The sequence below is a fragment of the Bradyrhizobium commune genome (assembly GCF_015624505.1).
Lineage (GTDB): Bacteria > Pseudomonadota > Alphaproteobacteria > Rhizobiales > Xanthobacteraceae > Bradyrhizobium > Bradyrhizobium commune.
This window is the reverse complement of sequence record NZ_CP061379.1, coordinates 6,871,913-6,884,663: the sequence shown is the minus strand read 5'-3', so window position 1 is coordinate 6,884,663 and position 12,751 is coordinate 6,871,913. Positions and strand designations below refer to the sequence as shown.

Here is a 12,751-nt window from a genome sequence, read left to right as displayed (position 1 = left end):
GTTAAGATTGGCCATGAAGCGACGCGAATTCATCACGCTGGCGAGTGGGACATTGGTATGGCCATTGGCAGCGCGTGCTCAGCCAGCGAAGCGAATCGCGCGGATCGGCCTTTTCCTCCCCCCACCCCGAAATCTGGAAGTAGAGGCGTTCCTCGGGGGGCTTCGCGATCTGGGTTGGGTTGAGGGCGAGAACGTTCATGTTGAATATCGTGACGCTGGCGGTGACGACGGTCGGCTGCCTGCGCTGGCGGCAGAACTGGTCGCCCTCGATATCGACGTCCTCGTGACGGCGACATTTCCCGGGATTATCGCCGCGCACCGCGCGACGACGAAAATTCCGATCGTGATGATCGTAGGCCCCGATCTGGTGACCATAGGCCTTGCCAGCAGCATGGCTCATCCCGGCGGTAACATAACGGGGCAGACCTTCTTTCTCACAGAATTAGGAGCCAAGCGGTTAGAGGTCCTTGCAGGCATAGCTCCGTCGATGACCCGGGCAGGGGTCCTCATGCAACGAGGCAACCCCTTGAACACCGGCACAATGAGCGCCATGACGACCGCCGCGCTGGCATTGAAGGTAGAGCTGCGGCCGATCGAGGTTGACATCCCCGGCGACCTCGAAAGCGCGCTGTCCGCCGTGGGCTCCACCGCCATGGACGGCCTCGTGATCACGGACGCCAATGCATTTGTCGCCAACTCGTCGCTGGTCGCTGCGCTTGTTGACAGGTGCCGCGTGCCATCCATTGCCGCGCCCATTGTCGCTTCCCGCTGGGGCGCCCTGGCAGGCTACGGGGTGGACTTCACCGCCATGTTTCGTCGCGCCCCTGTTTTCGTCGACAGGATATTGAAGGGTGCCAACCCAGCCGACCTTCCGATTGAGCAGCCGACGCAGTTCAAGACGGTGATCAACCTGAAGACCGCAAGGGCGCTCAGCATCGAGATACCGCAGTCGTTATTGGTGCGTGCGGACGAGGTCATCGAATAGCCGCGCCGACTTCTGCCTTTATACACACCCTAGCTGGCCTTCTTCCCCGAGGCGGCCTTCTTTTTCTTTGCGGCCTTCTTCATCTTCTTGACCGCCTTTTTCTTCTTCGCGGCCTTCTGGGCCGTCAGATAGGCCTCGACCTTTTTCGAGGAATGGCCGGCTGTGGCGACGGCGGTCTTCAGCTTGGCCGGCGTGATCTTGAATTTCTTCGACCAGTAGCGGACCTCATAGGGCTCGCTCAGCGCGATCAGCTTCTTGTCGGCGGCGCGGTGCTTCTGGAGCTTGATGTACGCTTCGACCTTGCGTGCGGAATGACCGACCTTCTTGACGGCGTATTTCAGCTTCGCCGGGGTCACCTTGAACTTCTTCGACCAGTAGGCGACTTCGTACCTCTCGGTGAGTGCGATCAGCGCGCGATCCGCGCCGCCCCGCTTTGCCTTGTTGTCGGCCATGCTTCCCTCTCCTGCCATGGAATGCGTGCGGCCAATCTAGCATGCAACCCGATTCGGAAGGCAAGCCCGCCGACCGCGCTGCGATTGCGCGGCGCCACCGTTTTGCCGCGCTGCGCCAAATGGTTGCGCGACGCGACCCCGCCTCGCGCCGAGGGGGCCGTTCTACTGTGCATGGGGTTGTTTTCGACTTTTTTGTTGTCTCGCGCGTCCGTGACGGAACCTTATGGCGGCTGACGCGACTTATCCATAACGCGGGGAAACACGTGCGAGGCAGTCATGGCAGAGAAGCATACCGCCGATCCGGTCGAGATCATGCGGGCGACCGGTCATCCTGAGCTGGAATACGCCGCCGGCTGGACCATCGCCGGTCTGGTCACCATCGGCACCATCGTCGCCGCCTGGGTGTTCGCAATCTAGGCCGCTGGAAACTGAAGCTCGAAGGCCGCGCCCGCGTCGGTGGGCTTGAGCCTGATCGAGCCGCCATGGCTCGCCATCACCGCGCGCGCGATCGCGAGCCCCATGCCGGTGCCGCCCTGGTCGCGGCGGGTGGTGAAGAACGCGTCAAAGATCCTGTCGCGGTTCGGTGCCGAGATCGCCTCGCCATCATTGCTCACCGTCAGCCGCACGGTCGTGCGCTCATCGATTGCCTCCAGCCTGAGTGTCGTCGCCTTGTGCCGCATCGCATTGTCGGCGAGATGCGACAGCACGATCAGCGCCTTCTCGCCGGACATGCCGATGGGACGGTCGAGGCTGCCGCTGGCCTCGATTGAGCTTTCCGGAAACCGGCTCCTGAGATCGGCGATGACGGGCGCGAGCTCGGTGCGCTCGTTCTGCGGCAGGGTTTCGGCCCGCGCCAGCTCGCGCAGCCGCTGCGCCATCGCCTCCAGCCGCTTTGTGTCCGACAGGATGTTGGCAATGAACGTTGTCTGCTCGGCCGGCGTCAGGCTGCCGGCCTTGCCGTGATACGAATCCTGCAACAGCTCGGCCGCGCCCTTGATCGAGGTCAGCGGCGATTTCAGCTCGTGGGTGAGATGCGCCGAGAAGGTCGCGATGTAGTCCGACCGCCGCGCCAGCTGCTCGGCCATGCCGAGGAAGCTGTGCGACAGCTGGGCGAACTCGCGCGTGCCGTAGTGCCGAAGCGGCCGGAAGGCCTCGCGGTCGCCACGCCCGATCCGTGCCGCGCGCTCGATCAGCTCCCGCATCGGCAGCGTGATGGTGCGCGAGAATACCAGCCCGATCGCGATCGTGCCGAAGATCACGGCGAGCCCCGCCAGCACGAACTTGGCCCGCTCCTGGTAGAGATGGTCGAAAATGTTGCTGGGCGTCCGCGTGGTGTAGATTACCCCCGCAACGCGGTTGTTGACGATCACCGGCATCGCCGAGAACACGTGCACGCCGAGGCCGCGGCTGAAAGAATAGATCGGCGGCGGCGGCTTGTCCGGCACGCGGTTGCGCAAGGTGGCGCGATATTGGCCGTGGAGAGCGTCGGCGACCTCCTCGATATGGGCGAGCGATTGCCCGACCTCCTGGCGCCCGGCGATCACCACGCCTTGCGGATCGAGGATCCGAAAACCCGCCAGCGTCACTTTCTGGGTCTCGCGGATGATCGGCGTCAGCTTGGCGCCGATCTGGAGATAGGCCGGCTGCGCGGGCCGCGGCGCGGGTTGCGCATCCGGCCGCCGCCGCAACAAATCGTCGGCGGTGAGATCGAGCGCCGGCCGGATCGGCGTGACCTGGTCGCCGGGATCAGGCAGCACGTTCGGTGGCACCTCGGCGCCGAGCGTCAGGCCGCTGTCGAGCCGGGCCTCGACCTCCTGCGCATAGATCGTCGCCAGCACCCGGCTCTGCGCGATCAGCTCGGCCTGGGTCTGGCGGATCAGCTGGTTGTCGTAGAGGCGGAAGAAGAACAGGCCGACCAGCGGCAGCACCGCGACGGTCGCCAGCACCGCGAAGATCACGAGCCCGAGGGACGGCCGCCATTTGTCTGGCGCCGCGCTCATGCCTCTTTCTCGCAGCGGCCGAGCTTGAAGCCGACGCCGTGGATCGTCTCGATCACGTTGTTGCAGGCATGCGTGGCGAGTTTTGCGCGGATGTTGCGGATATGGCTGTCGATGGTGCGGTCGGAAACCTGGATGTTGAGCTGATAGGCTGCCCGCATCAATTGCTCGCGGTTGAACACCGAGGTCGGCCGGGTCAGGAACGCGCGCAAAATGCCGAACTCGATCGCGGTGAGTTTGAGGGGTGAGCCGGCAAAGGACGCGACATGCTGTTCGGGATCAATCAGCAGGCCGCCTTGCGACAGCGCGGTGGCGCTGGTCTTGGCCTCGCCATTGCGCGGGCTGAGACGGCGCAGGATGACATTGACCCGCGCCACCAGCTCGCGCGGGCTGAACGGCTTTGTCACGTAATCGTCGCCACCGATCTCGAGGCCGAGGATGCGGTCGATCTCCTCGTCGCGCGCCGACAGGAACAGGATCGGCACGTCGGAATTCCTGCGCACCTCGCGGCAGACATCGAGGCCGTCGAATTCCGGCATGCCGATGTCGAGCACGATCAAATCGGGCCTGTCGACGGCAAAGCGGCCGAGCGCCTCCCTGCCGTCGCGCGCCTCGATCACGTCCATGCCGGCCTTCTTCAAGGCGACGCGGATGACCTCGCGGATGTGGCCCTCGTCGTCGACGATGAGAATGCGATGCGCCAAGGGCCTCTCCGCTCACCCTGCCGGCTGGCTGCCGGATTGGCTTTTGGCCTCGGCATCCAGCCGACGCTGCAACCGCCAGCTCCGCAGGCCCCAGGCCCGCCAGGCCATGTCCAGACGCTGTGTGGCCACAAGCCGGTTGCGGCATCCAATCGGACGAATAGGCATGATCCTCTCGATTGCTGGCAGAGCCTGCGGTCCGAGCTGGACAAGGTAGTTGACATCGATCGGCATGCCTTGGCCCGAGACTTCCCGGCTGTGGGCGACATTATAGTCGGCAATGAACGCGTCGAAGTTCATGAGCGAGCAGATATACACCACCATCGTTAACGCGATCAGATTGGCGCTGACAAGCCACCGGTTGGACCGGTCGAGCACGATGCGCGCCACGATCAGGATCAGGCCCAGTGCCACCAGCCCCATCCAGATGAAGGCGGCGATGCGCCAATAGGTCAGCATGTAGATATCGACATAGAGGTCGAGGCGGAGGATGGAGGAAGCGACCAGCAGCACATTCTGCCCCACCCAGAGATAGACCAGCGCCCGGATCACCGTCGATTTTTCCGCCGGCCCGCCCGGACGCATTGCGACCAGCACGAAGGCGGCGGCCAGCAGGGCAGTTGCGACCAGCGGATAGGCGCCGCGATGGGCGTAGGCTGCATAGGTCATGTTGGCCGGCAGCGCCACGTGGCCCCAGAGATAGATACCATCCAGGACGGATTGCGCCGCGAACAATAGGTTGAACAGAATCAGCGAGCGCAGAATCGTGGAGGGCCCCAGGAACTCGGCTGAGACGAGAGGCGGCAACGGCTCCGGTTCGGCGACATCGGCGGCGGCCGGAGTGACGATCTTCGTGCGCCGCCAGCGCACATGGACGAACGGCCAGACCAGCGCCAGCATCATCGTCCAGAACAGCACGCGCGGGATGCTGACATAGTCGAGGATGAGTTTTGGATTGAGCAGCAACACCCATTGCTCGATCAACGGATTGGCCGCGGCGAACAGGGCGACAAAGACGGTGCCGAGCACCGCTGGCAGCAGCCAGAGCGCGATACCGCGGGTGAACGCCGACATGTTGAAGATCTGGAGCACCTCGGGGAAGAACCTGAACGGACCAAATAGAAAGAAGTTACGCAGCGCCCGGGTCCGGTCGGCGAGCCCGGTCGTCTCCGCATTTGTCGTGAGCAGCAGCGCAATCGTCAGCGCCGCGACGAGGATCAGGACCGACAGAACGTTCAGTTCTTCGATGGCCGGCACCAGGCCGGCGACGAGAATGGTTGCACCGGTCACTGCGCGCCGAAAGTCCAGCGTTGCGTGATTGAAGAGCAGGGACACGCAGATGATGGCGATGGCAAAGAGCGTGAGCGATAGCCCGATCCGCTCGCCATAGAACAGCCAGTCGGCAAGCGCGGCCAGCGCCAGCGTGAGGCCGACCTTGGCCGGAATCGAGGAATGCCTGATCGGCAGGATGTCGGCTGCGATCGTCGAAGCCAGGCTTGTCATGTCCAAAAGACCTTTCGTGGATGGTGACGTCACGAAGTCTGGACGCGCCTTGTGCAGAAGCCGCGATCATCGTCTGCACGGTTTCAGGAGTCTTCTGCAGATTTCGTGCAGATGCGCGTTTGCCTCTCGCGCAGCGAGATTCGCTTTGATAGGTGCGGAGCATTCCTCACTTTTCGCAAGTGACGCATCATGCAATTCCTCCGTCGCTCCGGTCTCGTCCTGCTCTGGTTGACCGCACCGGTCGTGGCATTCGCGGCTGCGAACAAGAACGATCCCTATCTGGTGCCGTTGCGTGGCGTTGGAAATATCGCGCTTGTCATTGCGAGTATCGCAATCGCCAGCGTCTTGCTGCGCAGAGGGCATTGGCTCAGCCTGCCCGGCAAGCTGCTTGTCATGCTCTGGTGCCTGCCGCCGATGCTGATGGCGGTGGCGCATCTCAGCTTCGAGCTGCGCAAGCACGATGTCCTCAGCGCAAGCGTTCCCGAGGCCCGGCAGCTCGGTGCGCACTTCATGGTCGGCTATTCGTCATTCCCCGAGGTCGCGCGCCTCGCCGAGCAGGGCTTGATCGGCGGCGTCTACGTCACCCGGCACAATATTCGCGGCGGGACAGTCGAGGCGTTGCGCGCCGAGATCGCGGCGCTCCAGGACAAGCGGCGCGCGGCGGGCCTGCCGCCGCTGATCATTGCCGCGGATCAGGAGGGTGGCATCGTCGGACATCTCTCGCCTCCGCTGACAAAGGTGCCGGCGCTGGCGACGCTCGCCGGGCTCAGCCCTGACGATCAGCAGGTCAAAGCGGAGGAATTTGGCCGCATCCATGGGCGCGAGCTTGCCGGGCTCGGCGTCAACCTCAATCTCGCGCCGGTGCTCGATCTCAAGCCGCCGCAGCGGCGTAATCGCCTCGATTTCCACACGCTGATCGGCCAGCGCGCGATCGCCACCGATCCTGTCGTGGTCGGCGCGATCGCAAGCGCCTATGTGCGCGGGCTGGAGGCCTCCGGCGTCGGCGCGACGCTCAAGCATTTCCCGGGCATCGGCCGCGTGCGCGCCGACACCCATCATTTCAGCGCAGATCTCAATACGCCGGTCAGGGAGCTGGAAGCATCCGACTGGCTCCCGTTCCGCGAAGTGCTCGCGCAATCGCACAGCGCACTCATGGTCGGCCATGTCACGCTCACCGCCGTTGATCCCGACCACGCTGCCTCGCATTCGAAGGCCGTCGTCGAGGGGATCATCCGCAACCGATGGAACTACCAGGGCGTCGTCATGACCGACGACCTCGTGATGGGTGCGATCTACCAGCACGACGTCTGCAAAGCGGTGGTCGAGGCGATCAATGCCGGCGTCGACCTGCTGCTGGTCGCCTATGACGGCGCGCAGTTCTACCGGATCTTTGGATGCGCCCTCGACGGATTGCGGCAAGGCAGGCTCGATGCGGCGATGTTGCGTGCGAGCGAGGCGCGGCTCGTGCGTTCGTTCTCGACAGAGCAGGCGCGAGCCGCCTCAAGCCTTACCCGCATCGTCGACCGGCACTAGCCCTTCGCGAACTGACGGTAGTCCGGCTCGCGATGAAACCAGAATTCATAGCCGCTGATGCCCTTTTGCATGGCGACGTCGTGGATCGGCTGGTTGAGCGGGATGACGGGAACATCTTGCACGCAGAGCGCGATGAAGTCCTTCACGGCCTTGTCGTACTCCGCCGCATCAGTGGTGAAGCGCGCCTTGTCGATCAGCGCGTCCATCGCCTTGTTCTGATACGAGGAGATGTTGAAGATCGAATTGTTGCCGTGGAAATTCCAGTAGAAATAGTATTCGGGATAATCGAGCCAGCCGCTAAAGCGGTTGAGGGCGAGCGGTAGCTCCTTCTTGTTGAGGGTCGTGCGCCAGTTTGCGCCCGGAATCTTCTCGATCGATGCCTTGATGCCGATCTTGGCGAGATTTTCCTGAATCAGGATCGCGGTCGGCTCGCCGACGGTGGTGGTGCCCGTGTCGAGCGATAGCGTCGTCTCCAGGCCGGCCTCGAAGCCGGCCTCCTTCAACAGCGCCTTGGCCTTGTCGAGATCGGTGACATACGGGAACGGCTGCGGCCACACCGGCTTTGAGACCTCCATCGCCCCGCCATACATCGGAACCGCGCGTCCGAAGAAGGCGCTAGCCTGGATCTGCTCATAAGGCATCGCCCAGGCGATGGCCTGACGCAGCTTGATATTGTCGAATGGCGGCTTTGCGGTGTTCAACGCCACATACCATAGCGCGTTGGGGATAGGCACGCCCGAAACCTTGACCTTGCCCTCTTTGATGATCTGCTCGAAATCGCGCGGCGCAAAACCGGTCGAAAGATCCGCATCGCCTCGCTCCAGCATGGCGCGGCGCGTGCCGGCAGAGGGAACGTCGCGCGCGATCACGCGCTTGATCTTGGGCAGCGGCCCGCTCTTCCAGTCATCGAAGCGCGTCAGCACAGTCTCGCTGCCCGGCTTCCAGCTTTCGATCCTGTAGGCGCCGCCGCCGGCTTCGTTGGTCTTGAGCCAGGCGAGCGCCCAAGGGTCTTCGGCCGTCGCGTTCTTCTTGGCGAGCTCGGAGTTGATGATGAAGGGCACGACGACGGCGACGTTGAACAGCAGCATCTTGTCTTTCCGCTCATAGTCGATGCGGAAGGTGTGGTCGTCGACCACCACGAACTGTTCGGGCTTCTCCAGCGATCCCGCCGACATCTGGAAGGTCGGAAAGCCGCCGACCTTCACCGCGCGGTCGAACGACCATTTGACGTCCTTCGCTGTCACCGGCGCACCATCGTGGAATTTTGCATCTCGCCTGAGCTTGAAGGTGCAGGACATGCCGTCGGCAGCCACCTCCCAGCTCTCGGCGAGCTCTGGCGCGAGGTTTTCGCGGTCATAGGACACCGTCCCATCAGGCAATGTCTTGGACGCGTAGCTCAGCAGGCGATCATAGCAGTTCCAGGACAGGCCGTTCACGGTCTGGTTCGAGCCGACGCCCTGCATGTCGAGCGAGTTCGGTCCGAGCTCTTGCACCACCAGCAGCGTCTCAGCGCGCCCTTGCGCCGAGGCGAAGCGCGGCGCGATGGCCGTCAATCCGGCCGTACTCAGACCGCCGAGCACCACATTGCGGCGGGTCACGTCGAAAGATGATGCGCTCATTGGTGCCTCTGTTGCGAGAGATGTGCGATATTAAGAGGCAAGGTGCATGCCATCAGCCGCGCTTCATGGCGTCGCATCTCGCGCGGATCGGCCCATGTCGGCCGCGAGATAATCGACCAGTGCGCGTACCTTGCTCGACGGACGTCGGCCGCTCGGAAAAATGGCGTGCACTTCGAGTGGCGAGAGCTTGTAGCTCTTCAGCAGGGGCACCAGCGTGCCCGCGGTGATCTCCGGCCCGGCCATGACGGGCGACGTGATGGCGATGCCCAATCCCGCCAGCACGCAGGCAAACACGCCCGGGCCGGAATCGGTAAAGATGCGGCCGAGGACATCGACAGAGGTTTCCGTTCCATTCCGGGTGAACGACCAGCCGGTGCGACCGGACTGGCCGGGACCGAAGATGCAATCATGCGAGGCGAGGTCTGCTGGCGTCTTTGGTGTGCCGCGGGCGGCAAGATAGGCCGGAGAAGCCGCCACGAGCCGCGGCAGCAATCCGAGGCTTCGTGCGCCAAAGCCGGAATCGCCGAGCGGGCCGAGTCGAATCGCGACATCGGTGCCCTCGGCGACGAGGTCCTGCCGCTCATCGGACACGGACAGCTCCACGCGCAGCAGAGGATGCGTAGTCAGGAATTTCGGCAGGCGCGGAATGATATTCCGGGCGCCGTACATCACGGGCATCGCAATGCGGATGGTCCCACGCAGCGAGTCGATCCCGCGCGCCGCGTCCTCGGCGTCTTCGATATCGGCGAGCACTTCGCGCGCGCGGGTCAGGAACAGCGCGCCGGCATCGGTGACGGTGATGCGGCGCGTGGTCCGCAGCAGCAGCCTGACGCCGAGTCGTGCCTCAAGCTCGCCGATGATCCGCGACACCGAGGGCTGCGACAGGCCGAGCTCGCGCGCGGCCTGTGAAAAGCTGCCGCTCTCGGCTGCGCGCACGAAGACGGTCAATTCCTGGAGGCGGTCGCTCATTTGAAAACCAAATAAATGTTGTCCAATTCTGCCGTATACCCCTTTGCTTGCAAATGATCCAGATAGACGGGGCCAACAGCAACCGATGGAGATTTCCCATGGCCCTGCAAGACAAGCTCGATGCCTTCAAAGCCGATTTCGAAGGTGGCCGTTTTCCGATCAAGCCGACCAAGGAGGCGCTCGACACCATGCATCGTGCCACCGCCGGGCTGATCTCAAGCGGCCAGGCGCAGCGCGCAAAGAAGGCCGGCGACGCCGCGCCGGAATTTTTGCTCAAGGATCCGGACGGCAAGCAGGTCGCCTCGCGCGACCTGCTCGCGAAGGGACCGCTGGTCGTGACCTTCTATCGCGGCGTCTGGTGCCCGTACTGTAACCTCGAGCTCCAGGCGCTCCAGGAGGCGTTGCCGGAGATCGCCGCGCGCGGTGCAAGCCTGGTTGCGATCTCACCGCAGACCGCGCCGAACAGCCGTAAGTCCGAGCGCGACAACAAGCTGTCGTTCCCAATCCTGAGCGACGTCAGGAGCGAGGTCGCCGATGCCTTCGGCATCCGCTTCGCGCTGCCGGCCGATCTCGTCTCGCTCTACAAGTCGTTCAAGAACGATCTGCCGACCTTCAACGACAATCCGTCCTGGGTGCTGCCGATGCCCGCGCGCTACGTCATCGGCCGCGACGGCATCATCGGCTACGCGGAAGTGAATCCGGACTACACCCACCGGCCTGATCCGTCCGAGCTGCTGCCGGTGCTCGATCGGCTGCGGACGGGCAAAGCGGCCTGAGCGCTACGGCGTCACCGCTCCGCGGCTAACGGCGCGCGGAGCGGTCAGCTCTTTCCAGGTCGAATTCGCCACATGCACCGGCGAGAAGGCGGGACGCTCGACGTAGTGCCCGTCGCCGGCTTCGGCGCGCAGATCACCGTCCTTCCACACGATGCGGCCGCGCGACAATGTCGCGGCTGGCCCGCCGGTGCAGGAAAAGCCTTCGAATACGTTGTAATCGATCCGGCTCATCTGCCGCTTCGCGCTGATGGTCTTGCTCGCCTTCGGGTCCCACACCACGACATCGGCATCCGAGCCGACGGCGACCGCGCCCTTGCGCGGATAGATGTTGAGAATGCGGGCGATGTTCGCCGAGGTCACCGCGACGAATTCTTCCTTGGTCAGCCGTCCCGTGGCGACGCCCGCGGTCCACAACAGCGCAAGGCGATCTTCCAGGCCGCCGGTGCCGTTCGGGATCTTCCTGAAATCACCGAGCCCGAAGCGCTTCTGCTCTGTGGTGAAGGCGCAGTGGTCGGTCGCGACCACTTGCAGCGAGCCTGATTGCAGGCCCGCCCACAGACTGTCCTGATGCGACTTGTCGCGGAATGGCGGCGACATCACGCGCTGCGCGGAATGGTCCCAGTCCCTGTTCTGATACTCACCCTCGTCGAGCAGCAGATGCTGGACCAGCGGCTCGCCGTAGACGCGCTTTCCCGCGGCCCGCGCGCGGGCGATGGCCTCATGCGCCTCGCGGCAGCTGGTGTGCACGATATAGACCGGCGTGCCCGTCATGTCCGCGATCATGATGGCGCGGTTGGTGGCCTCGCCCTCGACCTCCGGCGGCCGCGAATAAGCGTGACCCTCGGGGCCTGTGACGCCGCGCGCGATCAAGGCTTCCTGCATCAGGGCGACGACGTCGCCGTTCTCCGCATGCACCACCGGCATCGCGCCGAGATGGGCGCAGCGCGCGAACGAATTGTAGAGCTCGTCGTCGTTCACCATCAGCGCGCCTTTGTAGGCCATGAAATGCTTGAAGGTGTTGATGCCGTAGGTTTTGACCACGGTCTCCATCTCGTCATAGATCTGCTTCGACCATGACGTCACCGCCATGTGGAAGCCGTAGTCGGTAGCCGCCTTCTCGGATTTGTGCCGCCATTCCTGATAGGCCGCGAGCATCGACTGGCCTGGATCGGGCAGGCAGAAATCCACCACCATGGTGGTGCCACCGGTCAGCGCCGCCATCGTTCCGGATTCGAAATCGTCGGCGGTGACGGTGCCCATGAACGGCATTTCGAGATGGGTGTGCGGATCGATGCCTCCGGGGATGATGTAGGCGCCGCCGGCATCGATGATCTCGGCGCCGGTCGGCGCCGCGATCGACGCGCCGACCGCGACGATGGTCTCGCCGTCGATCAGCACGTCCGCTCGGCGCGAATGATCATGATTGACGACAGTGCCGCCGCGGATAAGGAGGGACATGGGGGACTCCGGGTGGGTGCAGAAGATGGGTCGCGGCGAAAGCTAGGCGCGCCAAGCGCGATGCAACAGACGAAAATTTAGTCAGCCACCCTGCGCTTGCCGCAATGCGCGGACTAATCCGCGCGCGCGACCAGCCCGTCCAGCATTGCACGCACCAGCACTGCGATCTCGTCCCGCAGCGCCGGCAGCGGAACGGCGACCAGCTTCTGCTCCAGCCCGAGCGCCACCATGCCATGGACGGCCGAGAACAGGCTGCGCGCGGTGATGCCGAGCTCCTCCGGGCTGCGCTTCGGAAGCAGCAACGCCAGCGGCTTGTAGATGTGGCGGAACGGCTGCATCTGGTCGTCGATGGACCAGTCGGGGACGATCTTGTCGGCAGCCATGCGATGCTCGAACAGCGCGCGCCAGAGTTCGAGATTTTCGGCGGCGAAGTCGCAATAAGCAATCGCGATGCGGACCAGCGTCCCCCGCGGCGAGGGGACCGCAGCGTTCTCGGCAGCGCTGAGCGCATCGTCGAGCCGGAGCAGCGTGCGCGAGCCGACCCGCAGGATCAGCTCGTCGACATCGGCGACGAGATTGTAGACAGCGCCGTTGGCGCAGCCGATCTCGCGGGCAAGATCCCGGGTCTTCAGGCCGGCCAGACCGCGATCGGCGATCATCCGTTCGGCCGCCAGGATCAGGTCGCTGCGAAGTTTCTCTCGTCGTTCCAAGGCTTTAGACATTTTTTAACCAAAGACGTGAGCATTGTTCAAATTTAC

The 12,751-nt window shown here is 63.9% G+C and carries 12 protein-coding genes; 4 read left to right on the top strand and 8 right to left on the bottom strand.

The window, feature by feature from the left end; all coding sequences use genetic code 11:
* Positions 1-13 precede the first annotated feature (13 nt).
* Complete coding sequence (locus tag IC761_RS32315; protein WP_195800673.1) at positions 14-985, top strand: ABC transporter substrate-binding protein; 972 nt, start codon at positions 14-16, stop codon at positions 983-985.
* Between the two features lie 29 nt (positions 986-1,014).
* Here the strand turns inward: IC761_RS32315 and IC761_RS32310 are convergent, their stop codons facing one another.
* Positions 1,015-1,437, bottom strand: coding sequence for a DUF3606 domain-containing protein (locus IC761_RS32310; RefSeq protein ID WP_195800672.1), 423 nt, complete (start codon positions 1,435-1,437; stop codon positions 1,015-1,017).
* Positions 1,438-1,713: 276 nt separating this feature from the next.
* On the opposite strand from IC761_RS32310, the gene IC761_RS32305 reads away from it, so the two are divergent.
* On the top strand, positions 1,714-1,854 hold the full coding sequence (locus IC761_RS32305; protein WP_165935896.1) for a hypothetical protein: 141 nt from the start codon (positions 1,714-1,716) through the stop codon (positions 1,852-1,854).
* Here the strand turns inward: IC761_RS32305 and IC761_RS32300 are convergent.
* Genes IC761_RS32300 through IC761_RS32290 form a run of 3 tightly spaced genes read right to left on the bottom strand, consistent with a single transcriptional unit; the run spans position 1,851 to position 5,638 of the window.
* Positions 1,851-3,437: an ATP-binding protein gene (locus IC761_RS32300; protein WP_195800671.1), complete on the bottom strand. Its 1,587-nt coding sequence runs from the start codon at positions 3,435-3,437 to the stop codon at positions 1,851-1,853. The genes IC761_RS32305 and IC761_RS32300 overlap by 4 nt on opposite strands.
* A complete protein-coding gene (locus tag IC761_RS32295) occupies positions 3,434-4,138 on the bottom strand; it encodes a response regulator (RefSeq protein WP_195800670.1) in 705 nt (234 codons plus the stop codon). The genes IC761_RS32300 and IC761_RS32295 overlap by 4 nt, the downstream gene beginning before the upstream one ends.
* A gap of 12 nt (positions 4,139-4,150) precedes the next feature.
* A complete protein-coding gene (locus tag IC761_RS32290; protein ID WP_195800669.1) occupies positions 4,151-5,638 on the bottom strand; it encodes a DUF4153 domain-containing protein in 1,488 nt (495 codons plus the stop codon).
* 189 nt (positions 5,639-5,827) lie between these two features.
* Here IC761_RS32290 and IC761_RS32285 point away from each other — a divergent pair, with 189 nt between their 5' ends.
* The gene (locus tag IC761_RS32285; RefSeq protein ID WP_195800668.1) at positions 5,828-7,171 is read left to right on the top strand and encodes a glycoside hydrolase family 3 N-terminal domain-containing protein; all 1,344 of its coding nucleotides are present in this window, start codon (positions 5,828-5,830) and stop codon (positions 7,169-7,171) included.
* On the opposite strand, the gene IC761_RS32280 is transcribed toward IC761_RS32285, so the two are convergent.
* Complete coding sequence (locus IC761_RS32280; protein ID WP_195800667.1) at positions 7,168-8,790, bottom strand: ABC transporter substrate-binding protein; 1,623 nt, start codon at positions 8,788-8,790, stop codon at positions 7,168-7,170. The two genes, IC761_RS32285 and IC761_RS32280, sit on opposite strands and share 4 nt — an antisense overlap.
* A gap of 63 nt (positions 8,791-8,853) precedes the next feature.
* Positions 8,854-9,759, bottom strand: coding sequence for a LysR family transcriptional regulator (locus IC761_RS32275; protein WP_195800666.1), 906 nt, complete (start codon positions 9,757-9,759; stop codon positions 8,854-8,856).
* Positions 9,760-9,857: 98 nt separating this feature from the next.
* Here IC761_RS32275 and IC761_RS32270 point away from each other — a divergent pair, with 98 nt between their 5' ends.
* Positions 9,858-10,535, top strand: coding sequence for a peroxiredoxin-like family protein (locus tag IC761_RS32270; RefSeq protein WP_195800665.1), 678 nt, complete (start codon positions 9,858-9,860; stop codon positions 10,533-10,535).
* A 3-nt stretch (positions 10,536-10,538) separates the two neighbouring features.
* On the opposite strand, the gene hydA is transcribed toward IC761_RS32270, so the two are convergent.
* Positions 10,539-11,993: a dihydropyrimidinase gene (gene hydA / locus IC761_RS32265; protein ID WP_195800664.1), complete on the bottom strand. Its 1,455-nt coding sequence runs from the start codon at positions 11,991-11,993 to the stop codon at positions 10,539-10,541.
* Between the two features lie 113 nt (positions 11,994-12,106).
* Positions 12,107-12,715 (bottom strand): TetR/AcrR family transcriptional regulator, encoded by a 609-nt coding sequence (locus IC761_RS32260; protein WP_195800663.1) that lies wholly within the window; start codon positions 12,713-12,715, stop codon positions 12,107-12,109.
* Positions 12,716-12,751 lie beyond the last annotated feature (36 nt).